At 75.0% G+C, this 24,392-nt stretch carries 16 protein-coding genes and 1 riboswitch; of the genes, 11 read left to right on the top strand and 5 right to left on the bottom strand.

What is annotated here, in order from left to right:
* Window positions 1-202: 202 nt before the first annotated feature.
* Window positions 203-315: riboswitch (SAM riboswitch) on the bottom strand.
* 153 nt (window positions 316-468) lie between these two features.
* Entirely contained in the window at window positions 469-1,002 is a 534-nt protein-coding gene (locus ACFVHB_RS15480) for a DUF4383 domain-containing protein (protein ID WP_380321032.1), read from the bottom strand.
* Between the two features lie 188 nt (window positions 1,003-1,190).
* On the bottom strand, window positions 1,191-2,558 hold the full coding sequence (locus ACFVHB_RS15475) for a glycosyltransferase (RefSeq protein WP_380321029.1): 1,368 nt from the start codon (window positions 2,556-2,558) through the stop codon (window positions 1,191-1,193).
* Between the two features lie 189 nt (window positions 2,559-2,747).
* Here ACFVHB_RS15475 and ACFVHB_RS15470 point away from each other — a divergent pair, with 189 nt between their 5' ends.
* Together ACFVHB_RS15470 and ACFVHB_RS15465 are read left to right on the top strand one after the other, a co-directional pair.
* Complete coding sequence (locus ACFVHB_RS15470) at window positions 2,748-4,835, top strand: glycosyltransferase (protein ID WP_380321026.1); 2,088 nt, start codon at window positions 2,748-2,750, stop codon at window positions 4,833-4,835.
* A gap of 775 nt (window positions 4,836-5,610) precedes the next feature.
* Complete coding sequence (locus ACFVHB_RS15465) at window positions 5,611-6,858, top strand: NAD(P)/FAD-dependent oxidoreductase (protein WP_380321023.1); 1,248 nt, start codon at window positions 5,611-5,613, stop codon at window positions 6,856-6,858.
* A 12-nt stretch (window positions 6,859-6,870) separates the two neighbouring features.
* On the opposite strand, the gene ACFVHB_RS15460 is transcribed toward ACFVHB_RS15465, so the two are convergent.
* The 3 genes from ACFVHB_RS15460 to ACFVHB_RS15450 are packed head-to-tail and all read right to left on the bottom strand — an operon-like array spanning window position 6,871 to window position 10,227.
* Complete coding sequence (locus ACFVHB_RS15460) at window positions 6,871-7,356, bottom strand: hypothetical protein (protein ID WP_380321020.1); 486 nt, start codon at window positions 7,354-7,356, stop codon at window positions 6,871-6,873.
* A complete protein-coding gene (locus tag ACFVHB_RS15455; RefSeq protein WP_380321018.1) occupies window positions 7,353-8,894 on the bottom strand; it encodes an SDR family oxidoreductase in 1,542 nt (513 codons plus the stop codon). Before ACFVHB_RS15455 ends, ACFVHB_RS15460 begins: the two co-directional genes overlap by 4 nt.
* 13 nt (window positions 8,895-8,907) lie before the next feature.
* Window positions 8,908-10,227, bottom strand: a complete 1,320-nt coding sequence (locus tag ACFVHB_RS15450; RefSeq protein WP_380321015.1) for a cryptochrome/photolyase family protein — start codon at window positions 10,225-10,227, stop codon at window positions 8,908-8,910.
* Window positions 10,228-10,470: 243 nt separating this feature from the next.
* Between ACFVHB_RS15450 and sigK the strand changes: the two genes are divergently transcribed.
* The 9 genes from sigK (at window position 10,471) to ACFVHB_RS15405 (ending at window position 24,391) form a co-directional block, all read left to right on the top strand.
* A complete protein-coding gene (gene sigK, locus ACFVHB_RS15445) occupies window positions 10,471-11,142 on the top strand; it encodes an ECF RNA polymerase sigma factor SigK (RefSeq protein ID WP_380321012.1) in 672 nt (223 codons plus the stop codon).
* 29 nt (window positions 11,143-11,171) lie between these two features.
* The gene (locus ACFVHB_RS15440; RefSeq protein WP_380321009.1) at window positions 11,172-12,224 is read left to right on the top strand and encodes a MerR family transcriptional regulator; all 1,053 of its coding nucleotides are present in this window, start codon (window positions 11,172-11,174) and stop codon (window positions 12,222-12,224) included.
* Between the two features lie 793 nt (window positions 12,225-13,017).
* Window positions 13,018-14,529 carry a sugar transferase gene (locus ACFVHB_RS15435; RefSeq protein ID WP_380321054.1) on the top strand — a complete coding sequence of 504 codons (1,512 nt, stop codon included), beginning with the start codon at window positions 13,018-13,020 and terminating at the stop codon, window positions 14,527-14,529.
* A 73-nt stretch (window positions 14,530-14,602) separates the two neighbouring features.
* Window positions 14,603-15,919: a nucleotide sugar dehydrogenase gene (locus tag ACFVHB_RS15430; protein ID WP_380321006.1), complete on the top strand. Its 1,317-nt coding sequence runs from the start codon at window positions 14,603-14,605 to the stop codon at window positions 15,917-15,919.
* Window positions 15,909-17,213 carry a glycosyltransferase family 4 protein gene (locus ACFVHB_RS15425; protein ID WP_380321003.1) on the top strand — a complete coding sequence of 435 codons (1,305 nt, stop codon included), beginning with the start codon at window positions 15,909-15,911 and terminating at the stop codon, window positions 17,211-17,213. The genes ACFVHB_RS15430 and ACFVHB_RS15425 overlap by 11 nt, the downstream gene beginning before the upstream one ends.
* Window positions 17,210-18,643, top strand: a complete 1,434-nt coding sequence (locus ACFVHB_RS15420; protein WP_380321000.1) for a Wzz/FepE/Etk N-terminal domain-containing protein — start codon at window positions 17,210-17,212, stop codon at window positions 18,641-18,643. The genes ACFVHB_RS15425 and ACFVHB_RS15420 overlap by 4 nt, the downstream gene beginning before the upstream one ends.
* The gene (locus ACFVHB_RS15415; RefSeq protein ID WP_380320997.1) at window positions 18,630-20,222 is read left to right on the top strand and encodes a Wzz/FepE/Etk N-terminal domain-containing protein; all 1,593 of its coding nucleotides are present in this window, start codon (window positions 18,630-18,632) and stop codon (window positions 20,220-20,222) included. Before ACFVHB_RS15420 ends, ACFVHB_RS15415 begins: the two co-directional genes overlap by 14 nt.
* A 3-nt stretch (window positions 20,223-20,225) precedes the next feature.
* Window positions 20,226-22,151, top strand: a complete 1,926-nt coding sequence (asnB, locus tag ACFVHB_RS15410) for an asparagine synthase (glutamine-hydrolyzing) (RefSeq protein WP_380320994.1) — start codon at window positions 20,226-20,228, stop codon at window positions 22,149-22,151.
* A 38-nt stretch (window positions 22,152-22,189) separates the two neighbouring features.
* Window positions 22,190-24,391 carry a bi-domain-containing oxidoreductase gene (locus ACFVHB_RS15405; protein WP_380320991.1) on the top strand — a complete coding sequence of 734 codons (2,202 nt, stop codon included), beginning with the start codon at window positions 22,190-22,192 and terminating at the stop codon, window positions 24,389-24,391.
* Window position 24,392 lies beyond the last annotated feature (1 nt).

Here is a 24,392-nt window from a genome sequence, read left to right as displayed (position 1 = left end):
GTCACGCGGGGTCGAGGCTTGACGACCTGGACGGACCGCGCGGGACACCTCTCGCCCGCCGATCCGTCGCCGTCAGCGACAGAGCGCGCTGGCCCGCCGCCGCAGGTCGACGTCGAGCCTGGCCACGAGCCGGAGGCCCACGACCCGTCGCCCGACCGCCCACCGCACCACGAACTTCTCCGTCCCGGCCCGACCGGGCCCGTCACCGCGCTTGCGGCATGACGCCATGCCACCAGGCTTATCCCCGGGGCACCCCACCGCAGTGTGGGGGTTGCCAGTCAGCCGGCCGGGGCCTGGGGGCTGACATTCTTCGCCGAATCGAGTCTACGAAGATCCGACAGATCCCGTCAATCGCCCTCTGGCGCCCCGTCAATCAGGCGGCCCGGCACAGCCCTGCGGCCCGCCCGGTCGCCGGGCGCGGGAGGTCGGTGAGGCGTCTTCAGGGCCGGCGTCCCCTTACCCCGCGGGTCAGCGCGCGGGGCCGGCGACGCCTGTTCGCCCGGGCGGGGAGGCGAGCTGTCGCGCCACTCCGGGGGGCACCGATCCGGGGTGCCGGTGGCGCCAGTACGGGTTGTCGAGCGGCAACTTGGCGCTGACGCGACCGTACATGCCGAACGTGGCGATGATCAGGCCCATGACGAAGCTGAAGACGACGTTGGGGATCCTGAAGGCCAGGACGTTGACGCCGGAGTCGAGCAGGGCGAGGTTGACGAACCCGCTCAGCACGAACAGGCCGCCCACCGCGATGTTGGTCGTCGAGGCGGTGTTGCCGCCGATCACGGCTCCGGTGATCAGGACCCCGGCGGTGGCGATCGAGATCAGGCTGAGCAGGCCGTTGCTCGACAGGCCCGCCACGCGCTCTCCGGTGGTGCTGAAGAACGCCAGGCCGTCGGACAGACCGAGGCAGCCGAAGACCAGCAGGGCGACGCCGCACAGGCCCGCGCCGGCCCGGTAGACCCGCGCGAGTCGGTGGTCGACGGGAAGCTCGTCGCGGAAGTCCATGACAGTTCTCCTTCGCGTATCCGGTATCCGGAGGCCGGTGCCTCCGGATTCCCACGTTCACCGGCCACGGAACCGTTCGACACTTGCAGCGATCACGCACCGTTTGGCGTGTCGCGTCGGTGCGACGAGGCGAGGTGCGACGAGGCGAGGTGAGACGAGGCGCACCCGTGGGCCGCCCGGGGGCGGGGCTACGACGGTGCGGGCGCCCGGGGAACGCCTCGCATGACGCGGACCAGCTGGTCGGCCGCCCGGTGCGGGCCGGCGGCCAGGACCTCGGCCCGCTGGGCGCCGGTGCCGTGCCCGCCGGTGGCCAGCAGGGCCCGGAGGGCGGCGCCGGCGGTCTCGGCGTCGAGGGTGTTCGGGTCGCGCGAGAGGCCGAGACCGGCGCGTTCGAGATCGTGGGCGATGGCGAACTGGTCGCTGGAGAAGGGCAGGACGAGCGCCGGAACGCCTGCCGTCAGGCACTCCGTGAAGGAGTTGTTGCCGCCGTGGTGGACCATCACGGCGGCGTGCGCCAGGAGCGCCTGCTGGGGCACGGACTCGGCGACGCACAGGCGTTCCGGCGACGCCGCCGCCAGCCACGGATCGCGGGCGAGCTCGTCGGCCCGGTCGCCGGCGGCGACGATCACCGACGCCGCGGTGCACTCGAGCGCCGCCCGGGTGACCGTCCGCAGGACGTCGTGGCGGGCCGAGAGGAAGGTACCGAAGGCGATCAGGACCAGTGGGCGCCCGCCAAGGGTCAGGCGGGCGACGGTGGTCTGCCAGCCGTCGTCGAGCCCGGTGCTCGCCGACTCCGCCGTGCAGTGACCGGCGTAGACGGCCACCGGGCCCGGCGGGGCGGCCGGGAGCCAGGGCAGCGGCGGGTAGTTGAACACCACGGCGTGCGGCGAGCAGAGCGCGAAGGCCCGTTGGGGCAGCGGCCGCCCGGGCGAGTGCCGCCGGACCACGTGGTGGAACGCCTCGGTGAACGCCCGGTCGTTCCCGGCCGCCGCGTCCCGCAGCCGCACGAGGTCCGCCGGCTCGGGACGGACCGAGTCGGGCCAGGCGTAGGGCAGTCCGAAGTACGCCTCCGGGCCGGCCGGGAGGTAGCTGGGGTGGCCGGGGCAGAACGTGGCGTAGGGCAGGTCCAGGCAGTGCATGGCCAGCGTCACCGGGTAGCTGAGCTGGTCCACCAGGTACCAGTCGGGGCGCGCCCTCCGGTCGAGGTCGCGGATCTCCGCGAGGATCCGGTCGGGGTCGGCGAGCAGGTCGTCCCGTCGGTGACGCGCCTGGGTGAGCAGGGCCGCGACGGCGCCGTCGCGGGTCGCGTCCAGGAACTCCCGGAGCCGTTCGGCTTCGCGGCCGGCCCGCAAGGTCCGTTCCGCGATGCCGTGGTTGGCGTTGCGGGTGACGGTGAGCTCGGCGAAGCCCAGGCCGTGGTCGCGGGCCAGGTCGGCGAAGGCCGGTGCGCAGGCCAGCGTCACGTCGGCCCCGGCGTCGCGCAACGCCGCGCCCAGGACGCTCAGCGGTGCGGCGTGCGAGCGGAACGGCGGGCTGACGACCACGACTCGAGGCACGGGATCCTCCGGTTCCGGCACGTTTCCGCGGTCGCCGGTGGCGACTGGGATCGGAGGTGCCGGTGCTTCCCGATGATGCCACGGGCCCCTCTCCGGCCCGACCGAGCGGCTTTTCGGAGCCCGTCCCATCCGCTCGGGGCCCCGGTTCCGAACCCGGGTGGCAGCGCCACCGAGGAAGGGCCCACCCCGATGCCGCGTGACACCTCCAGCCCGGCCGACCACATCAGCGCCGCAGACCCGGCCGTCCTCGACACGGTGGCCCAGTGGCGGCACCACTGGTGGAATCCCGGTGCGCCGGCGCCGGAGGGCGACGACCTCCTGTCGCTGCTCGCCCGGGCCGAGTACGGCCGCGGCGCGGACCGCCTCGGCACCCACACGCTCGCTCCCGACGACCTCCGGGCGGCCGAGCTGCGCCGAGCGGCGCGGGCCGGCACGGCGCACGACCCCCTGGCGCTGGTGACCGCCGCCGACGGCGACCCGATGCTGCGCAGCGCCCTCGCCGAGGCCTGGGCGGTCACCGTCGCCGCGGGCCACCGGAACCGTGCGAGCGCGGCGCTGCGCAGCAGGCTCCTGCCGCCCGTCGCCGCGGCGGAGGCGGCGTGCCTGCTCGACCTGGCGGAGGCGCACGGTCTTCGGCCGCTCACCGCCGCCGAATGCGCCACCCGCGCGCGCAGCGAGGACCGGTGGGAGCGGCACGCGGCGCTGCGTCACCTCTCCGGCCTGCCGGGCGGCCGCGCCCTGCTGCCGACGCGCCCGGCCACCTCCGACCCGTACGAGTCGCTGCTGCTGTCGGCCGCCTGGAACCGCGCTGAGCCGGGTGCCCCGCCGGGTGCCGGCTTCCGGCGGGCCGTTCGAGGCCTGCCGGCCCGGCCGGCGGCCGGCCTGGTCGCGGCCCAGTCGATGATGACGGGACACCTGAGCGAGCCCGGTGTGGGCCTCAGCGGCGGGATGAGCGTCCTGGTCGCCGGCCTCGGAGACGCCCTGGCGGCCACCCGCCGGGTCTCACGGGTCCTCACCGTCGTCCTGCTGGACGCCTCCCGGCTCCGCCGCGGCCGCCCGCTGGTCGAACGGATCGGTTCCGGTCACTGGGCGCTGGGGATCCCGGTGCCCGGCAGCGACCCGGTCGATCCGGCCACCGCCCTGTGCCTGCGTCCCGCCATCTCCTGGTGGGCGGCCCGCCTTCTGGGTCTTCCCGGCGCCGCACCGGACGTGGTGCACGCCCGCTTCGCCGACGACTGCTCGCTGGCCGTCGCCGACGCCGCCCGACGGTGCGGCTTCCGCTTCGTGTTCACCGCCACGCCCGATCCGCACCGCACCGTGGCCGAACGGCACCGGGGCGTGCCGGGGGCCTCGCGGAGCGAACCGGCGGCGGCCCTGCGCCTGGACCTGCACCGGATGTTCGTCGCCGACCAACTGGTCGCCCGTTCCGACCTGCTGGTCACCATCCCCGGGCGTAGCGGCGCCGACGACCTGTCAGCCCACTTCCCCCAGCTGCGGCCCGCACCGGGCACCCGGCGCATCGCCTCCCCTCCCGAAGGCATCCCGCCCTTCACCCCGCGACCCGGCGACGCACTGGTCGCCGACACCCTGCTCGGCCGGCTCTTCCGGGACGGCGGCCGCCCCGACAGCATCGACGCCTCGGCGCGCCGGATGCGCCTCATCCTCAGCGTCGGCCGCCTGCATCCCGTCAAACAGCAGGACCGGCTGGTGGAGGCCTGGCTCGGAGCGGAGCTGCACCGGTCGACGACGATGCTCCTGATCGGCGGATCGCCGACCGCCGCCGCCACGCCCGTCGAGCAGGAGATGCGGGCCAGGATCGCCGAACTCCTGTCCGGACACCCGGAGGCGCGCCGCCGCATCGCCCTGTGGCCCGCCCTGCCCAACCGCGGGGTGCGGATCCTCGAACGAGCCCTCGCCGCCGCGGACCGGGCCGGCCGCGCCCTGTACGTCTGCCCCAGCGCCAAGGAGGAGTTCGGCCTCGCGATCCTCGAGGCGATGGACTCCGGCCTCCCGGCGGCCGGCCCGCAGCGGGGAGGCGTCCCCCACTACATCCGCGACGGCGCCAACGGGTTCCTGCTCCCCACCGGCTCCACCTCCGCCCTCGCGGAGCGGCTGAGCGCGCTCGCCGACCTCACCGACACCGAGCTCGCCCGGGTCGCGGCCGCGGGCCGCCGAAGCGTGGCGACCCGCTTCTCGGCGTCGGCCATGGCGGAGTCCCTGGCGGCCGAGTACCACCGCCTCGTCGCCTCCGCCCCGTCTCCTGGTCGGACCCGGTAACCGGTTCGTGCATCCGCTGCCGCGAGCGGCTGTGGCACGCCCGCGCACTCGACGCCGGCGGCGGTCGTGTCGCGCCCAGTCGCGGCCCGGTCGCCGCACCGGGGCCCCGCCCCGGGATGGCGGACGTCGGGGCCGGGACGGGGAAGCCGCCACGTCGGGGCCCGCACGTTCGGCTGCGCGCGGTCACGGTGAGGCCGTTCGGGTGATCCGTGGCGGCCGCACCGAACCGGGCGGACCGCTGCGACGAAGTCCGAGTGCGCGTGCGTCCGACCCGAGTGGATCGCACGCGTGCGGGACGGGGCCCGGCCGGCCGGCACCTCGCAGGCCCCGTCCCCCAGCGCGGTCGTCGGAGAACGATCAGGACTGCCCGGCTTCCCCGGAGGGCGAGGCGGCCGCCAGCCGAACGCTCTCACGGGTCGGCCCAGCCCTGCGATCCGGTGTCGGCAGGCGGCCGCCGACGGACTCCGCGTGCTCAACGGCACGCGCAGTGGACGGCTTCCCGCGAAAGGGAGAGACGCCGATCGCGGCGTTCCGAAGCGGTTTTCCCGGTCGACCGGAAACGTCGTGCCGGCCGCCGCTCCGTGCGAAGCGGCGGCCGACAGCGCGGGGGTCAGGAGGCGGGCATGAGGACGGCGTCGACGATGTTCACCGTGGCGTTCGCGGTCCGCACGTTGCCGCGGCGCCACCGGACCGGGATCCGGACGGCCGGGTGGCTCCGAACAGGTCGAGCCCGGCGACACCGGCCGGGGCGGGACACGATGGCCGAGGAGGCGTGATGGGCGCGGACGGTGCGGTGGACGTCGTCGTGGTCGGTGCGGGCGTGGCGGGTCTGGCGTGCGCGCTGGACCTCGCGGCGGCCGGGCGGCGGGTGCGGCTGCTGGAGGCGTCGGACGGGGTCGGCGGGCGGATGCGGACCGACCGCGTGGACGGGTTCCGGCTGGACCGCGGGTTCCAGGTGTTCAACACCGGCTACCCGCAGGTCCGGCGCCGGTTGGATCTGCGGGCGCTGCGGTTGCACCGCTTCACTCCGGGCTTCCTCCTGGCCGGCTCGCGCGGCCGGTACCGGTTCGCCGACCCGCTGCGACGGCCCGACCTGGCCGCCGACCTGCTGCCCGGCCGGATGCTGCCGCTCCGGGACGTGGCCGCGCTCGGCCTGCTCGGGGCGCGCGACCGGCTGGTGCCCGCGTCCGTGCTGCGCGGCGGCCGGGACGTGTCGACGGCGGCCGCCCTGCGCGGTGCGGGGGTGTCCCGGCCGACGGTCGACCAGGTGGTGCGGCCCTTCCTGGCCGGGGTCTTCCTGGAGGACGCGCTGACCACCTCCAGCCGGGTCTTCCACCTCTACTGGCGGAGCATGATGCGCGGCACGCTCACCCTGCCCGAGGCCGGGATCGGCGCCGTGCCGGCCGCGCTCGCCGACCGGCTGCCGCCGGGGGCGGTGGAGTCGGGGGCGCGGGTCGCGGGCCTCGGCGAGCAGGGCGTGCTGCTGGCGGACGGCCGGGAGGTGGCGGCGCGCAGCGTGGTCGTCGCCACCGACCCGGGCACGGCCGCGACGCTCCTGCCGGGCCTCCCGGTGCCGCCGCTCCGCTCGGTGACGACCTTCTACCACGCGGCCGAACGCAGCCCGCTGGCCGAGCCGACGCTGCTGGTCGACTCGGACCGGCGGGTACTCAACTCGGTGGTCCTGTCCGAGGTGGTGCCGGGCTGCGCGCCGCCCGGGCTCTCCCTGGTGTCGACCTCGGTCCTGGGCACGGACGCCGACGAGGCCGGGGTCCGGGCCCGGCTCGCCGAGCTGTACGGATGCGACACCTCCGCCTGGCGGCCGCTCGCCGCGTACCCGATCCCCGGGGCGCTGCCGGGCATGGCGGCCCCGCACCCGCTCAGCCGCAGCACCCGCTGGACGCCCGGCCGGTACGTCTGCGGCGACCACCGCGCGACCGGCTCCGTCCAGGGCGCCCTGGCCTCGGGCGCCCGCGCGGCCCGCGAGGTGCTGGCCGACCTCGGGGCCGCTCGGGGCCCCGGCTGAGCGGCGCGGCCGTCATCGTCCGCCGCGCGGAGGTCCGTCCGCGGCCCGGGCGGCCCGTCGTACGGGCGTCGGCCCCCGCCCGGGTGTTCCGCCGTGCCGCCGGGGCCGGGCCCTCGCCGCGGCCGGCACCGCGGCCAGTCCGGCGACCGAGAGCAGGCCCAACCGACCGACACGGCCAGCGCCATCGCCCAGCGCCATCGCCCGGTGGCGGCGCCCCGGCAGGGTGCCGGTGAGCAGCGCGGCGTCACCGAAGTCGGCGGCGATCCGCAGGAGGCTCGCGGTTCGCAGGCTGCGGTCGTCGGGCGCGCACGCCATCGCGAGGCCGCAGACCGCGTCGCGCAGGCCGAGCGGCCGCGGGCAGGTCCCGACGGACCGGGGGACCGTGCCGTCGGCGCCGCTGAGCCCGGACGGCCGGGCCAGGACGGCGGGCCGGGCGGCGACGGCGAGGCCGTACCCGGCGGTCGCGGCGCCCACGGCCCGGAGCAGGGAGCGGTTCATCCTCGGTGACTCCGTCCGTCGGCGGTGGCGGCCCGGCCGGGAGGGCGGCCGTCCGGGCCGCGGGCGGCGCGGGCCCGGTCGGTGATGTTGCGGGCCATGTCGCCGAAGACCACCGAGTGGAAGAGGGCGACCGACCACCAGTAGGCGTGTCCGGCCAGTCCGCGCGGGTGGAACAGGGCTCGCTGGCGGTAGCGGGTGCCGCCGTTGCCGTCCGGGGCCACCGTGAGCTCCAGCCAGGCGAGGCCGGGCAGTCGCATCTCGGCGCGCAGCCGCAGCAGCCGGCCGGGTTCGATCTCCTCGACCCGCCAGAAGTCCAGCGAGTCGCCGACCCGCAGCCGGGCGGGGTCACGGCGGCCGCGGCGCAGTCCGATGCCGCCGACCAGGCGGTCGAGTCGGCCGCGGACCGCCCAGGCGAGCGGGAAGGAGTACCAGCCGTTGTCGCCGCCGATGCCTTCGACGACCCGCCACACGTCTTCCGGCGCGGTGGGCACCTGGAGTTCCTGGACGTCCTGGTAGAGGCTTCCACCGGCCCACTCGGGGTCGGTGGGCAGCGGGTCGCTGGGGGCGCCGGGGAGGCTGGCCGAGGACCAGCGGGTGGAGACCTCGGCGTCGCGGATCCGGCGCAGGGCGAGGGCGACGGCCCGGTGGAAGCCGATCGGGCCGTCCGGCGGGTCGGGCGACCACTTGGCGATGTCGTGCTCGGTGCGGACCACCTCGTGGCGCAGTGATTCGACCAACGGCCGGGCGATGGAGTTCGGCACCGGGGTGACCAGCCCGATCCAGTGGCCGGAGAGCCAGGGCGTGAGGACGGGCGTGGGCAGGATCAGGCGCGGCGGCAGCCCGGCCACCCGCGCGTAGCCCTGCATCATCTGACGGTACGTCAGCACGTCGGGGCCGCCGACGTCGAAGCTCCGGTTGACCTCGGGCGGCAGGTCGGCGGCGGCGACCAGGTGGCGCAGCACGTCCCTGACCGCGATCGGCTGGATGCGGGTGTTCACCCAGCGCGGGGTGACCATCACGGGCAGCCGTTCGGTGAGGTAGCGGAGCATCTCGAAGGAGGCCGACCCGGAGCCGATGATCACCGCCGCCCGGAGTTCGGCGGTGGGCACGCCGCTGTCGCGCAGTTCCCGGCCGACCTCGGCGCGCGAGCGCAGGTGCGGCGAGAGCCGGGCGGCCGGCACGCCGCGCGGGACGAGCCCGCCGAGGTAGACGATCCGGCGCACTCCGGCGGACCGGGCGGCGGCGCCGAAGTCCCGGGCGGCCCGCCGGTCGGTGGCCTCGAAGTCGGGTCCGGTCCCGAGCGAGTGCACCAGGTAGTAGGCGACGTCGGCCCCTCGCAGCGCCTCGGTGAGCGTCCCGGGCCGCGTGACGTCTCCCTTCGCGGTCTCCACCCCGGCCCGCCAGGGCTGGTCGCGCAGCCGTCCCGGGTCGCGGGCCAGGCAGCGCACCCGGTGGCCGGCGGCGAGGAGTTCGGGCACCAGGCGGCCGCCGATGTAGCCGGTGGCGCCGGTGACCAGGCAGGTGAGCGGTGCGGGCATGGCTTCCTCCCGGTCAGCCGAGGGCTCGGGCGGTACGGAGTCTGGCCGACAGTTCCTCCGGCGGCACCAGCGGCGCCGGGTAGCCGGGGGCGAGCAGCCACGGCCGGTGGATCGACGGGCCGGGGAGGTGGGCGAGTTCGGGCACCCAGCGGCGGACGTACGCGCCGTCCGGGTCGTACCGGTCGGCCTGCCGGAGCGGGTTGAGCACCCGGTTGGGCCGGGTGTCGGTGCCGGTGCCCGCCACCCACTGCCAGTTCAGCTGGTTGTTCGCGAGGTCGCCGTCGACCAGCAGCCGCAGGAAGTGCGCGGCGCCCTCCCGCCAGTCGTGGTGGAGCGTCTTGGTGAGGAAGCTCGCGGTGAGCAGCCGGGCCCGGTTGTGCATCCAGCCCTCGTGCTCGAGCTGGCGCATCCCCGCGTCGACGATCGGGTAGCCGGTGCGGCCCTCGCGCCAGGCGTCCGCCTCGCGCTCGTCCCGGTGCCACGCGCCCTCGCGGGTGCGGTAGTCGTGGCGGGCGACCGCCGGACGGGCGGCCAGCAGCTGGTGGTGGAAGTCCCGCCAGGCCAGCTGCCGGACGAAGGCCTCGGCGCCCGCGCCGCCGTGCGCGATCGCCCGCGCGGCCAGTTCGCCGGCCGACAGGCAGCCGAAGTGCAGGTACGGGGAGAGCCGGGAGGTGCCGTCGGCGGCGAGGTCGTCGTGCAGGTCGGCGTAGGAGTCGACGTCCCAGCGCCGCCACTGCGCGCGGGCGGCGGTCTCACCGCCGGGCGGCAGGGCGGGCGAGTGCGGACGGGCGGTGGGCAGCGCGGCGCCGCCGATGCCGTCCGGGGTCACGAGCCGCCGCGGCGCCCCGTGGACCGAGCGCCGCGGGGCCTGCTTCCAGGCCCGGTGGTAGGGGGTGAAGACCGCGTAGTGGCCGCGCCCGGCCGGGGTGACCTGTCCCGGCGGCAGCACGGTCAGCACCGCGTCGTGGACGGACAGCCGGCCCCCCAGCAGCGCCCGCAGCCGGGCCTCGCGGCGCCCGGCGAACGCGCTGACGCCCGCGGCCACGTGCACGCTGCCGGCCCCCGCCTCGGTGGCGACCCTGGCCGCCTCTTCCGCGGGGTCGCCGCGGCGCAGCACCAGCCGGGAGCCGATCCGGCGCAGCGAGGCGTCCAGGTCGGCCAGGCAGTCGGCCAGGAACGCCTGCCGGTTGGGGGCGGCGAACCCGACCGCCGCCACGTCCGGGTCCAGGACGAACAGCGGCACGACCTGATCGGCCGCCCGGTGGGCGGCGTGCAGGACCGGATTGTCGTGCAGTCTCAGGTCCTGGGTGAACAGCGCGACGGCGACGGTCACGGGGTGGTCCCCTCGGGTTCGGTGCGGCGCGCCCGGCCACGGGCGTCTGAACCCCGTTTCGGAGCCCGGCCGTGCACCGGATTGCCCCATTGTCCGTGCGCGCGGAAAGGGGCGCTCGCGGGGAGGCGCGCGGGGATGCTCGGGGCGGGCTCTCGGGGGCGCTCTCGGCGACGCCCGCCCGGCGAAACGATGCACAATGGATGCGAGTCGCCCCCTGCTGCGAAAGCGCTGCACGGTGGCCGCGTGACCACGAGCACCCGCGGACGACCCGTCCGGCACCCCGAGGCCCCGGTCGCCGTCCAGACCGGCGGCCGGGCGCCCGCGGCAGACCAGCCCGACCAGCCCGAGCTGATGGCCTCGGTGGCGCGTGGCGACCAGGACGCGTTCGCCGCGCTGTACGGCACGCTCGCCCCACCCGTGTACGGCATCGCGCTGCGGACCCTGCGCAGCCCCTGGCACGCGGAGGAGGTGACCCAGGAAGTGCTGCTGGAGGTCTGGCGCACGGCCGCCGCGTACCGGCCCGACCGGGGCACGGTGCTCGCCTGGGTGCTCACCATGGCCCACCGCCGCGCCGTGGACCGGGTCAGGTCGGCCCAGGCGGCCGGCGACCGCGAGGTCCGGGTGGCCCTGCGTGAGCCGACCGTCGGCGAATCCGTGGCCGACCAGGCCGAGCGGCTGCTCGACGGCCAACGCGTCCGCCGCGCGCTCGCCCGGCTCACCCGCGCCCAGCGCGAGTCGTTGGTCCTGGCGTACTACGGCGGCTACTCGCAACGTGAGATCGCGCAGTACCTGGATCTCCCGCTCGGTACCGTGAAGACCCGGATGCGCGACGGGCTCCACCGGCTGCGCGCCGCGCTCGACGACCGCGAACCGGCGGGGACGGCGACGGCGACGGCGACGGCACGGACTGCGTGATGGAGGCACCAGTGGCAACAGAGGCACCCGTGAGCGGACCCGACGCCGCCCGAACGGCACGGGCCGGCGAGTCGCCGGCCCGCCCGGCCGCGACGGGGCGGGCGAACGACCACCCCGAGGGCGCGGGCATGCCCACCGGAGCCGTCGCCCGGCATCTCGGGGTCTCCCCCACCACCGTCCGCTCCTGGGAGCGGCGCTACGGCATCGGCCCCGCCGACCGCCGGCGCGGCCACCACCGGCGGTGGAGCCCGTCCGACATCGCCGCCCTGGAGGCCATGTGCCGCCTCACCGCGCGGGGCGTGCCGCCGGCGGAGGCGGCCCGGACGGTGCTCGCCGCCCGCGACCGCCCGCCCGCCCCGCCCGCACCCGCCGCCGGGACCGGTGCCCTCGCCCCCGGCTCCCGTGCCCCGGGCCCGGGCGGCAGCCGCGCCCTGCACGTCGGCTCCGTCCGCCCCGAGTGCCGGGGACTGGCCCGGGCCGCCGTCCGGCTGGACGCCCCCGAGGTCGGCCGGATCCTCCAGGAGGCCGTCACCGGCCTGGGCGCCGTCGACGCCTGGACGGAGGTGATGCTGCCGGCGCTCCGCGCGGTCGGTCGCAAGTGGGCCTCGGACGGCGAGCAGTACGTCGAGGTCGAACACCTGCTCTCCTGGCACGTCGCCACCACCCTGCGGGCCGCCGCCGTCCGCCCCACCGCTCCGCGGGCCGTCCCGCCCGTGCTGCTCGCCGCGATGCCGAACGAGCAGCACACGCTCCCGCTGGACGCCGTCGCCGCCGGGCTGACCGAGCGCGCCCTGCCGTTCCGGATGCTCGGCGCGGCCGTCCCGCCCCGCGCCCTGCTGGACGCCGTCCGCCGGACCGGCCCCGGCGCCGTGATGCTCTGGGCCCAGAGCCCGCACACCACCGACCCCGAGCTGGTCCGACAGGTCGTCCGCACCGCCTGGGGCGCACGCGGCTCCCGCACCCACGCACTCGTCCTGGCGACCGGTCCCGGCTGGCGCCGCTCCGACCATCCGGAGGGCACCGCGGGGCCCCGCACCCTGCTCAGCGCCCTCGACCTGCTCGAACGAGCCGCCGCCGCCTGACCGCGCAGCGGCACCGGCCGCTCCCCCGGGACAACTGAGGGACAACACCAGGCAGTCGCGCCGAGGGCGGCTTCGGTGTCGCACGCCCGCACCGGAGCTGCCGCGCCGTCCCGCACGCGCCACGGTCGCCGCACCCCGTGAGCGGTCTCAACGCGGGACCCGGCCACGCTCTCACCTCCCCGACGGCCGATCAAGACGCTTTCGCGTCAAGGCGTACCGCCGATCACGCCATCCGCCTCGGTCTTTCCGGCGCCGGCGGCCCGAATTAACTCCCGCATCATGCGTCACAATGCACGTCCGCATCCCCAGGAAACCCGTGCCGTCACAGTCCGGTGGATCCGGCTTCAAATCTCGAGCACGCGTTTCACACATCGCCCCCTTCGGGCGGCCCCGATGCTCTAGATTGATTTCCGCTTCGCACGATTGAGTGCGAGGCGGACTCATGAGCTAAGGTCCTGCGCTGCGGTCAGCCAGTATTCGTGTACCCGGCGGCAGACGTGGGGCCGATGGATTCCTGGCGCCCGGGAGCGGGTTTCGAGTACGAAGAGCAACTGTCGACGGTTTCCCACGCACCTCGGGACTCCGGCGGGACGTGCGCGTCCGCCGGCGCCCGGGTGGGATGTTCAAGTAGCGCTGCAGCAGCCGGTTTGCCATTCGCGGGGGGCGGGCCCCCGGAGGTAGGAACAGCGCGGCACGGGAGGCGGGGCCTCCCGAGGGGAGGAACAGTGCGGGAGGCGCAGGCCTCCCGGGGGGAGGAACCGTGTGGAGCGAGCACGTCGAACCCACTCCCGACCTGGAGGGAGCCGTCAAGCAGGGGGAAGGTGAATTGGTCAGCCCGTTCGCACCGGCGCGGGGGCGTCCGATCAACGGGAGGGTCGGCAACGGGAGGATCGGCCGGTCCGAGATCGACTGGGAGCAGCAGTACCGCCGTACCGTGATCATCAGCGATACGGCGGCCACCGCCTTCGTGGTGGCGGCGATAGGCCGCTTCTTCGGAGTTCGGCACGCGGCCAACTGGCACGAGAAATGGGGAATTCTCGCCTTCGGCACCGAGCTGTTGGTGCTGGGAGCGCTTGCGATGACCCGGTCATGGGCTCCGGCTGTACTCGGTCAGGGCGCCGAGGAATTCCGCCGACTCGGGCGCTCCCTGTTCACGGCGGCCGTCATACTGGCGCTCGGCGGGATCGCGCTCACCTCGCACAACATCAAGCTCTGGATCTTCGTCGCGATTCCGGCGATCACGATCGTCACCATGACCGAGCGGTACCTGCTGCGCCTCTGGCTGCACAAGAGGCGGAAGGAAGGACGGTGCCTGCGCCCGGTGCTCGCCGCCGGGAGCCCGGCCACCGTGCGCGACCTGATCGCCCGGACGCGCAAGTTCCCGCACCTCGGCTGGCGGGTGGAGGCGGTGTGCACGCCGTACAGTCTCGGGCCCAACCGTGACCGGCTGGACGGAGTGCCGGTCGTCGGCCGGCTGACGGACGTCGCCAACCACGTCCGCCGCGACGGCTACCGCGTCGTCGCGGTCACGCCGGACCCGCACTGGTCGCCGGACCGGCTGCAGCGGCTCGCCTGGAACCTCGAAGGCGGCGACGCCGAGATGGTCGTGGCCCCCGTGCTGATGGAGGTGGCCGGCCCCCGGCTGCACGTCGACGCGGTGCTCGGGATCCCGATGCTGCGGGTCAGCATGCCGGCCTTCACCGGGGGCCGCCGGGCGGTGAAGGAGGTCGTCGACCGGCTGGGCGCCGCGGTCCTGCTGATCCTGTTCGCACCGCTGATGGTGCTCGTCGGGCTGCTCGTGCTGGTGGACAGCCGGGGCGGGGTCTTCTACCGGCAGCACCGGGTCGGCAAGGACGGCCGCCAGTTCACCCTGGTCAAGTTCCGCACCATGGTCGCCGGGGCCGACCGGGCGCGGGCCGAGCTGGCCGACCGGAACGAGGGCGCCGGCCTGCTGTTCAAGCTCCGCCGGGATCCGCGGGTCACCCGGGTGGGCGGAGTGCTGCGCCGGTACTCGATCGACGAGCTCCCGCAGCTGCTCAACGTGCTCACCGGCTCGATGTCGCTCGTCGGCCCGCGGCCTCCGCTGCCGGAGGAGTCCGCCGCGTACGGCCCGGACATCCGGCGGCGGCTGCTCGTCAAGCCCGGGCTCACCGGTCTGTGGCAGATCAGCGGACGCAGCGACCTGCCGTGGGAGGAGGCGGTCCGGTTGGACCTGCGGTACGTGGAGGACTGGTCGCTCGCCCTGGACGCGGTGATCTTGTGGAAGACGCTGCGTGCGGTGATCCAGGGGCAGGGGGCCTACTGATGGACGGGGGGCGTCGTCCGATCGACGCGCGGACGGCCGGCCGAAAGGGCCTGCCCGAGGGGAGGAACGGGTCATGAGGGTCAGCGTCCTGGGGCTCGGTTACGTGGGCTGCGTGTCGGCCGCGTGCCTGGCCAGCCTGGGGCACCAGGTCATCGGCGTGGACGTGAACCAGGTGAAGGTCGACCTGGTCAACGAGGGCAAGGCCCCGGTGGTCGAGGAGCGGATCGGCGAGCTGATCGCCGAGGTCGTGCGAGCCGGAGCGCTGCGCGCCACCGGTGACGTCCGCGAGGCGATCAGGGGCAGCGAGGTGTCGCTGGTCTGCGTGGGCACGCCGTCGGAGCCCAACGGCAGCCTGTGCACCACCTACCTGGAGCGGGTCACCGAGCAGATCGGTGCCGCGGTGGCCGAGCGGGGCGGGCGGCACACCGTCGTGTTCCGCAGCACGATGCTCCCGGGCACCTGCCTCGACCTGCTGGTGCCGATCCTGGAGAAGCACGTCGGCGGCACGGCCGGCGTGGACTTCGGGGTCGCGGTCAACCCGGAGTTCCTGCGCGAGGGCACGAGCGTGCGGGACTTCTTCGACCCGCCCAAGACCGTCATCGGCGAGCTCGACCCGGCGAGCGGCGACGTGGTCGCGGGGCTGTACGAGGGGCTGCCCGGCGAGGTGTTCCGGGTGCCGGTCCCGACGGCCGAGGCGATCAAGTACGCGGACAACGCGTTCCACGGCCTCAAGATCGGCTTCGCGAACGAGCTGGGCGCGGTGTGCCGGGCGCTCGGGGTCGACTCGCACCAGGTGATGGACGTGTTCCTGGCCGACCGCAAGCTGAACGTCAGCCCCGCCTACCTGCGGCCCGGCTTCGCCTTCGGCGGCTCCTGCCTGCCCAAGGACCTGCGCAGCCTGGTCCACGCGGCGCGGCGGGCCGACGTCTCGGTGCCCATCCTCTCCCACGTGCTGCCCTCCAACTCCGACCACCTGCAGCGCGCGGTGGAGCTCGTCGAGGGCACCGGCAAGCGCCGGGTGGGGCTGTTCGGCCTGTCCTTCAAGCCCGGCACCGACGACCTCCGCGAGAGCCCGCTCGTCGAGCTGGCGGAGAGGCTCTTCGGCAAGGGCTACGACCTGCGGATCTACGACCCCAACGTGAACCTCTCCCGGCTGCTCGGCGCGAACCGCGAGTACATCGAGACCAGGCTGCCGCACCTCGCGCAACTGCTCGCGGAGTCCGTCGACGAAGTGCTCGACCACGCCGAGGTGTGCGTGGTCGGGACCAGGGACCCGGCCGTGCTGTCGGCGCTGCCGCACGGCGACGGCCCGGTGATCGTCGACCTCGTCCACCTTCCCGACGCGGACGCGCGCCGGACCGAGCCGGGGTACGTGGGCCTTGCCTGGTGACACGCCGTTCGATGACACAGCGTTCGATCACGCAGCGCTCGATGACACCGCGCTCGGTGGAACGGGCCCCGGCGGGCGGGGCCGGCGCGCGCTGATCCTGGTGGAGAACCTGTCGGTGCCGTTCGACCGGCGGGTGTGGCAGGAGTGCCTGACGCTGCGCGACGCGGGCTGGACGGTGGACGTCATCTGTCCCCGGGGAAGCAAGCGGGACACCGAGCCGGAGGCGGTGATCGACGAGGTGCGGATCCACCGCTACCCCTTGCGGGCCGCCACCGGCGGGCCGGCCGGCTACCTGCGGGAGTACGGAACGGCGCTGTGGCACACGCTCCGGCTGGCCCGCCAGGTCGGCCCGGTCGACGTCGTCCACGCCTGCAACCCGCCCGACCTGCTGTTCCTGCCGGCCCTCTGGCTGAAGCGGCGCGGCGCGCGGTTCGTGTTCGACCAGCACGACCTGGTGCCCGAGCTGTACCTCTCCCGGTTCGACCGCGGCCAGGACCTGCTCTACCGGGGCGTGTGCGCGCTGGAACGGCTGACCTACCGGGCCGCGGACGTCGTGATCGCCACCAACGAGAGCTACCGGGACGTCGCGCTGCGCCGTGGCGGGCGGCGGCCGGCGGACGTCTTCGTGGTGCGCAGCGCGCCCGACACCGAGCGGTTCAAGCCGGTGCCGCCGGAGCCGGAGCTGAAGCGCGGCAAGCCGCATCTGCTGTGCTACCTGGGCGTCATGGGTCCGCAGGACGGCGTCGACTACGCGCTGCGGGCGCTGGCGAAGCTGCGCGACGAGTGCGGGCGGACCGACTGGCACGCGGTGTTCGTCGGGGCGGGCGACACCTTCGACGCGATGGTGGAGCTGTCCCGGCGGCTCGGGCTCGCGGACCGGGTGGAGTTCACCGGGCGCGTGCCGGACGCCGACCTGGTGCGCTACCTGTCCACCGCGGACGTGTGCCTCTCCCCCGACCCGTGCAACCCGCTCAACGACGTGTCGACCATGAACAAGGTCCTGGAGTACATGGTGATGGGCCGGCCGATCGTCTCCTTCGACCTGCGCGAGGCGCGGGTCTCGGCCGGGGACGCCGCCGTCTACGCGCCCGGCGACGACGAGGCCCGGTTCGCCGAACTCATCGCGGAGCTGCTGGACGATCCGGAGAAGCGGGCCTGGATGGGCAAGTCCGGCCAGGAACGGATCAACGGGCCGCTCGCCTGGCGCAACTCCCAGCGCGCGCTGCTGGCCGCCTACGAGGCCGCCTGCCGTCACCGCGCCCCCGGCCGTCCCGGGAAGAGGCCGCGCCGTTGAACGACGAAGCCATACGCCTGGTCACGATCGGTCGCATCCTCCGTCGGCGCTGGCGGCTGCTCTCCGTCCTCGCCGTGCTGGGTGCGCTGGTCGGCTACGGCGCGTCCGTGCTCTTCCCGCCGCGCTACACGACCTCGGCCTCGGTGCTGCTGCCGGGCGCGTGGCAGGACCGCGAGCTGATGACCCAGGCGCAGATCGCGACCAGCTCGGTGGTCCTCGACAAGGCCGCCGCCACGCTCGGCTGGGCCGGGGTCGACGGCACCGACCTGCTGGAGCGGGTGACCGCCACGGCCGCGGACGGCAACATCGTCAAGATCTCGGGCACGGCGGAGACGCCGGAGCGCGCGCAGCAGCTGTCCGACCAGGTGGCCCAGCAGTTCGTCGCGTTCGCCGCGCGGATCAGGGGCGACGGCGGCACCACCCCCGAGGCGGCACAGCCGCAGGCCCTGAAACAGCTGGTGGCGCAGGCCAGCCGCCGGATCACCGAGCTGGCCGACGCGGCGAACCCGGGGCAGACCGTGGAGAGCGTGCAGACCCGTACGGAGCTCGCGAAGCTGCGCTCCACGCTCCAGGAGGCCGTCAACAAGCTGGACCAGGTCGACCCGGCGGCCGGCCGGGCCACCATGATCGTCATGGGGGCGGCCGCCCGGCCGACCACCGCGGCGGCGCCGACGCGGACCCAGCTCGTCGGCGCCGGGGCGCTAGCGTTCGTCCTGCTCGGCGTCATCGGCCACCTCACCGCCGCCCGGGCGAGCCGCCGGCTGCGGACCGAACCGCAGCTCGCCGCGGCGCTGGGGGCGGAGATCCTCGGCACCGTCGACGTCCCCGGCGACCGGTCCGCGTCCCGGCCGAAGGGTGGTGGCCCGCGGGCCCGGATCCGCCGGCTGCTGGGCACCGACGTCCCGTGGGACCTGCCGGCCCCGCACGTCTCCGGCGACGAGGCCAGCCGGCGGGTCCGCTACCGGCGGGTCTGCGCCCGGCTGCGGGACCAACTGCCCGGCTCCCGGCAGCTGCTGCTCGTCGTCCCGGACGGTGACGAGCCGGCCCGCCGGGCCGCCGAGCAGCTCGCCGCCGAGGCGGGGGGCGACCCCGCGCTGCGGGTGGTGGACGTCCCGGTGTCCCGGCCGCTGGTACCGGACCGTGACGGCGAGTCCGGTGCCCTGGTCGTGCTCAGCGCGGGCAGCCGGACCGAGGCGGAGCTCGGCGGCATCGCCGGGGCGTGTGCGGACGCCGGGCACGAGCTCGTCGGCTTCGTGGTCGCCGGCCCGGTCCGGCCCCGGCCGAAACGTTCCACCGGTCAACCGGGGGGCACCGGTCAACCGCAGGACACCGGTCAACCGCGGGACACCGGTCGACCGCAGGACACCACCAAGGCACCCGCGCTGGCGGGCGGAACGACACGGGGAGAGGCTCGGGGTGACGACGAGTAGCACGTCTGATTCGTCGGCCGCCACTCCCCTGCTGGACTTGCAGGCACTGGTGGTCGCCGTGCGCCGGCGGCGCCGCTTCTGGGGCGCCCTGGCGCTGCTCGGGCTGCTGGCCGGCGCGGCGCTGGCGGTCCTGAAGCCGGCACCGCCGAGCGCGGTGACCACGGTGCTGGTCGCCCACCAGGAGGACCAGCCGAACGACTCCGGAACGCTGATCCGCACCGACGCCGGCCTGCTGCAGACCACCGGGATCGCCGGCGCGGCCCTGAAGTCCCTCGGGTCCGCGGCGGACCCGGCCGAGTTCCTGAAGGACTACGCGGGCCTCGGCCTGACCAACAACCTGCTCCAGATCACCGTGACCGGCCGCAGCGACGAGGAGGCGGTGGCCCGGGCCAAGGCGCTGGCCGACGCGTTCATCGCGGACCACGTGCGGCGCAGCAGGGAGGCCGCGGACGCCGAGGCCAAGGCCCTGCTGGACCAGCGGGACCGGATGCAGCAGGAACTCACCCAGGTCAACCAGCAGATCGGGAGCGGACCGCAGCAGGCCGGGGCCAAGGAGTCCGCGCGGCTGGAGGCGCTGTACGCCACCCGGGCCGACCTCACCTCGCGGATCGCCGACTTCAGCCGGCGCGCCGCGGAGGCGCAGATCGGCACGCCCCGGGTGATCGCCGGCACCCAGATCGTCGACGCCCCGCGCGCGGTGCGGCAGTCCCTGCCCATGACCGCCGCCACCAACGCCGCGGTCGGGCTCGTCCTCGGGCTCGTCCTCGGACTCACGGTGACCGCGATCGGCGCGGTGGTGGCGGACCGTCCGGTGCTGCGCCGGGAGGTCGCGGCGCACCTCGGCGCCTCGGTCATCGCGGAGCTGCGCGGGGTGCCCCGCGGACCGGCCGGACGCTGGCGGCTCCCCCGGACCCGGACGGCCCGGGCCAGGCTCAGCACGACCCTGGCGCGCACCGTGCGCGGCTCCACCGGAGCGGTGTCGCTGCTGGAGCTGGGCTGTGCGCGCAGTACCGGCGCGATCGCCCTGGAGCTCGCCGGGGCACTGGCGCAGGAGGGCCCGGTGGTCGTCGTCGACGGGCTGCCCGGCCAGCAGCTCGCCGACCGCCGCACGAAGGCGGGCGGCCCGACCGTGGTCCCCGCCGAGCGGGCCGCCGAGGTGCCGCCCGGGGAGCGGGTGATCGGCGTCGGCTCGGTGGCGCCCGGCACGGCGTGGACCGACCTGCGCCACCTCGGTACCCGGACCGTGCTCGTGGTCCGGGCCGGCCACGGCAGCGCCGCCTGGCTGCACACCGTGGCGCGGCAGCTCGCCGACCAGCGCATCCGGGTGCTCGGGGTGGTGCTGGTGGACCCCGATCCGCGCGACCGGACCGACGGCACGCTGTGGGAGCGGCCGTACTCCGCGACCCGCGGCCGGTACGAGCGGCCGCCCCGGCAGAACGGCCCGAACGGCCCGAACGGCCCGAACGGCCCGAACAGCCCGAACGGCCAGAACGGCCAGAACGGGGCGGCCCGGCGGCGGATCGGGCCGACGACGGTGTGGACCACACCGGTCCCGGACGACGACCAGGAGGTGCGTTAGGACATGTGCGGCATCGCGGGCACGTACCGGTGGCCGGACGGCAAGGTCGTGACCGACCTGCTCACCGACACCCTCGCCCACCGCGGTCCGGACGGGGCGGGCCGGTACAGCCACCCCGTCGGTGACGGTGAGGTGCACCTGGGGCACCGCCGGCTGGCCATCGTCGACCTGTCCGGGACCGGCGCCCAGCCGATGGCCTCGGACGGCCTCGTCCTGACGTACAACGGCGAGCTGTACAACGCGCCCGAGCTGCGGGCCGAACTGGCGGCCGCCGGGGTGCGCTTCCGCGGCACGTCCGACACCGAGGTGCTGCTGGAGGCCTGGCGGCGCTGGGGCACGGACTGCCTGCCCCGGCTGCGCGGCATGTTCGCGTTCGGGGTCTTCGACGAGCGGACCGGTGACCTGGTGCTCGCCCGCGACCAACTCGGCATCAAGCCGCTCTTCCTGGTCCGGCGCGGCGAGGGCCTGGTGTTCGCCTCCGAGCTCAAGGCGCTGGCCGCCGCCACCGGCGGGTCGCTGGAGGTGGACCCGGCGGCGTTGGTGGCCTCCCTGCTGTACTACTGGGTGCCGGACTCCCGGTGCGCGTTCCGCGAGGCGGAGAAGCTGCCGCCGGGGAGCTGGCTGCGGTGCAAGCCCGACGGCCGGGTGGAGCGCGGCCGGTTCTGGCACCTGCGCGAGGTCGCCGCCGAGGGCCGGGAGCGGGCCCGCGGCGGCGAGCTGCCGGACCTCGCCGCCATCGTCGAGGAGTCGACCCGGCGTCACCTGCTCTCCGACGTCCCGGTGGCGACCTTCCTCTCCGGCGGGCTGGACTCCAGCTACCTGACCGCGCTGGCGGCCCGGGACCGGCCCGGGATCTCCGCCTACACCATCGGGTTCCGCGCCGAGGACGCCAGGTTCGAGGCGATGCCGGACGACCTGCGCTACGCCCGGCAGGTGGCCGAGCGGTTCGGCGTCGACCTGCACGAGATCGAGATCGCCCCGGACGTGCTCGACCTGCTGCCGAAGATGACGTTCCACCTGGACGAGCCGATCGGCGACCCGGCCGCGATCAACACCTTCCTGATCTGCTCGGCCGCCCGGGAGGCCGGGGTCAAGGTGATGCTCTCGGGGATGGGGGCCGACGAGCTGTTCGCCGGCTACCGCAAGCACCTGGCGAACCGGCTCGCGCTGCGCTACCAGCGCGTCCCGCGGCCGCTGCGGCGCGGCGTGTTCGCGGCGGTGGACCGGCTGCCGGTCGCCACCGCGAGCCGGGGGTTGCGGTCGGTGCGCTTCGCGAAGCGGTTCCTCTCCTTCGCCGAGCTGCCGGAGGAGACGGCGTTCCGGCGCAGCTACACCATGTACGACCGGGCCGAACTGCTCGACCTGGTCGATCCGGACCTGGCCGGGACGGTCGACGACGTGCTGACCGAGCACGCGGACGTCTACCGGGACAACGACCTGGACGACTTCGTCAACCGGATGTGCCTGGGCGACGCCCGGATGTTCCTGCCGGGCCTGAACCTCGCCTACACGGACCGGTCGAGCATGGCCGCGTCGACCGAGGTGCGGGTGCCGTACGTGGACGTCGAGGTGGTCAGGGCGGCGTTCACGGTGCCCGGCGACCGCAAGATCGTCGGACGGCAGGGCAAGGCGGTCCTCAAGGAGGCGGCCGCCTCGGTCCTGCCGCGGGAGATCGTGTACCGGCCCAAGGGACTGTTCAGCGCCCCGCTGCGGGCCTGGATGAGCCGGGACCTGGCACCGCTGGTGCGCGAGGTGATCAACGACGGCGAGCTCGTCCGTTCCGGGTTCCTGCGCCGGGACGCGCTGGCGCGGCTGGTCGCCGAGGACGCCGCCGGGCAGCAGGACTACTCCAAGCACCTGTGGCACGTGCTGACCCTCGAGTACTGGTACCGCGGCGCGACCTCCGGCTCCGGCCGCGGCGCCCACTGACGGCATGACGGCATGACGGCTCGACAAGGAGACTTCGGGTGAAGCAGGTTGTGCAGAACTACAAGAGCGGCGAGCTGTCGGTGATCGACGTGCCGGTGCCGGGAGGCAAACCGGGCGGCGTGCTGGTCCGCAGCGCCTTCTCGCTGATCTCCACCGGGACCGAGATGATGAAGGTGTCCGAGGCCGGCATGTCGATGGTGGGCAAGGCCCGTTCCCGTCCGGACCAGGTGGCCAAGGTCATGCAGAGCGTGGCCACCAACGGGCTGCCCGCCACCTACCGCAAGGTGATGGGCAAGCTGGACTCCTACACGCCGCTGGGCTACTCGCTGTGCGGGGTGGTCGAGCAGGTCGGGGCCGGCATCGACGACGTGAAGGTCGGCGACCTGGTGGCCTGTGCCGGCAACGAGCACGCGCTGCACGCCGAGCTGAACTGGGTGCCGAAGAACCTCTACACCCCGGTGCCGGACGGCCTGGCGCCGCGGCACGCGGCCTTCGGCACCGTCGGGTCGATCGCCCTGCAGGGCGTCCGCCAGGGCGAGCCGCAGCTCGGCGAGGTGGCCCTGGTCATCGGCCTCGGGCTGATCGGGCAGCTGGTGGTGCAGCTCCTCGCCGCCTCGGGAGTGCGCGTCGTCGGGGCCGACCCCGATCCGGCGCGCTGCGAGCTCGCCGAGCGCCTGGGCGCCGTGGCCTGCGGCGATCCCGCGTCCACCGCCGTGGCGGCGGCCGTCGCGGAGCTCACCGGCGGTCACGGCGTGGACCAGGTGTACCTGGCCGCCGGCGGGGGCAGCAACCAACCCGTCGAGCTGGCCGCCGAGTTGAGCCGGGACCGCGGCCGGGTCGTCGACATCGGCAAGTGCCGCCTGGACCTGCCGTGGAACGCGTACTACGAGAAGGAGCTCGACGTCCGGTTCTCCCGCTCGTACGGCCCCGGCCGCTACGACCCGGAGTACGAGCTCGACGGACGGGACTATCCGATCGGCTACGTGCGGTGGACCGAGCGCCGCAACCTGGCGTGCTTCCTCGACCTGATGGCCCGCGGCCGGGTCGACGTGGACCCCCTGATCTCCCACACCGCCGACTTCGGCGACGCCGTCGAGACGTACCGGCGGCTGAAGGACGGCGAGTTGAAGGCCGTGACCGTGCTGTTCCGCTACCCCGACGCCGCGGGCGACGAGAAGGCGCAGGCCCCGGCGGTGACGGTGCCCGCGGTGCGGCGCGGCGACCGCGCGCCCGGCCCGACGCGGTCCGCTCACGCGCCGGTGCGGCTGGCGTTCGTCGGCGCGGGGAACTACGCCTCCTCGATGCTGCTGCCGCACCTGGCCCAGCGCGACGGCGTCACGCTGTCCACCGTGGTCACCACCACGGCGCTGTCCGGGGCCAACGCGCAGCGCAAGTTCGGCTTCGCGCGGGCGACCACCGACCTGGACGCCGTGCTCGGCGACCCGGCCGTGGACGCGGTGTTCGTGGTCACCCGGCACAGCTCGCACGCCGAGCTGACCCGCAAGGCGCTGCTGGCCGGCAAGACGGTGTTCGTGGAGAAGCCGCTGGCCCTCACCGAGGAGGAACTGGCGGGCGTGCTCGCGGCGGTGGAGGAGTCCGGCAACGACCGCCTCCAGGTGGGCTTCAACCGCCGGTTCGCGCCGCTGCTGCGCGAGGCCAGGAGCCGGTTCGGCGCCCGGACCGGTCCGGCGAGCCTGCGCTACCTGGTCAACGCGGGCCGGCTGCAGCACGGCAGCTGGTACCTCCACCAGGGCACCGAGGGCTCGCGGTTCGCCGGCGAGGGCGGCCACTTCATCGACACCGCGAGCTGGCTGCTGGGGGCCGACCCGGTCTCGGTGTACGCCGTCGCCCCGGCCGGCAACGAGGACCTCCAGGTCGTGCTGCGCTACCCGGACGGCTCCACCGCCACCCTCAGCTACCTCACCAACGGCGCGCCGGGCTTCCCCAAGGAGACGCTCGACCTCGTCGCGGACGGCAAGGTGCTGAAGCTCGACGACTTCGTCCGCGCCTCCGTGTACTTCGCAAGCGCGGCCGGCCGCAAGCGGTGGGTCAGCTCGCGGCTGCCCAAGGCCCGGGACAAGGGCCAGTCCGCCGAGCTGGCCGCGTTCGTCAAGGCCGTGCGGACCGGCGGGCCGATGCCGGTGCCGCTGGAGTCGCTGGTCGCCACCACGGCGGCCACCCTCGCCGCGCAGGCCTCCCTGGGCGCCGGCGCCCCGGTGACCCTGGCGAGGTCGCTGTGAC

The sequence above is a fragment of the Kitasatospora sp. NPDC127111 genome, assembly GCF_042677465.1.
Taxonomy (GTDB): Bacteria; Actinomycetota; Actinomycetes; order Streptomycetales; family Streptomycetaceae; genus Kitasatospora.
Note: the sequence above shows the minus strand (reverse complement) of the source record. Positions and strands in the feature narration are given on the sequence as shown.

Bases quoted from the DNA above. Each gene is read 5' to 3' on its own strand.
- ACFVHB_RS15465 (WP_380321023.1), top strand. From the start codon at position 5,611: ATGGGCGCGGACGGTGCGGTGGACGTCGTCGTGGTCGGTGCGGGCGTG.
- ACFVHB_RS15430 (WP_380321006.1), top strand. From the start codon at position 14,603: ATGAGGGTCAGCGTCCTGGGGCTCGGTTACGTGGGCTGCGTGTCGGCC.
- asnB (WP_380320994.1), top strand. From the start codon at position 20,226: ATGTGCGGCATCGCGGGCACGTACCGGTGGCCGGACGGCAAGGTCGTG.
- ACFVHB_RS15460 (WP_380321020.1), bottom strand. From the start codon at position 7,356: ATGAACCGCTCCCTGCTCCGGGCCGTGGGCGCCGCGACCGCCGGGTAC.
- ACFVHB_RS15455 (WP_380321018.1), bottom strand. From the start codon at position 8,894: ATGCCCGCACCGCTCACCTGCCTGGTCACCGGCGCCACCGGCTACATC.
- ACFVHB_RS15470 (WP_380321026.1), top strand. From the start codon at position 2,748: ATGCCGCGTGACACCTCCAGCCCGGCCGACCACATCAGCGCCGCAGAC.
- ACFVHB_RS15480 (WP_380321032.1), bottom strand. From the start codon at position 1,002: ATGGACTTCCGCGACGAGCTTCCCGTCGACCACCGACTCGCGCGGGTC.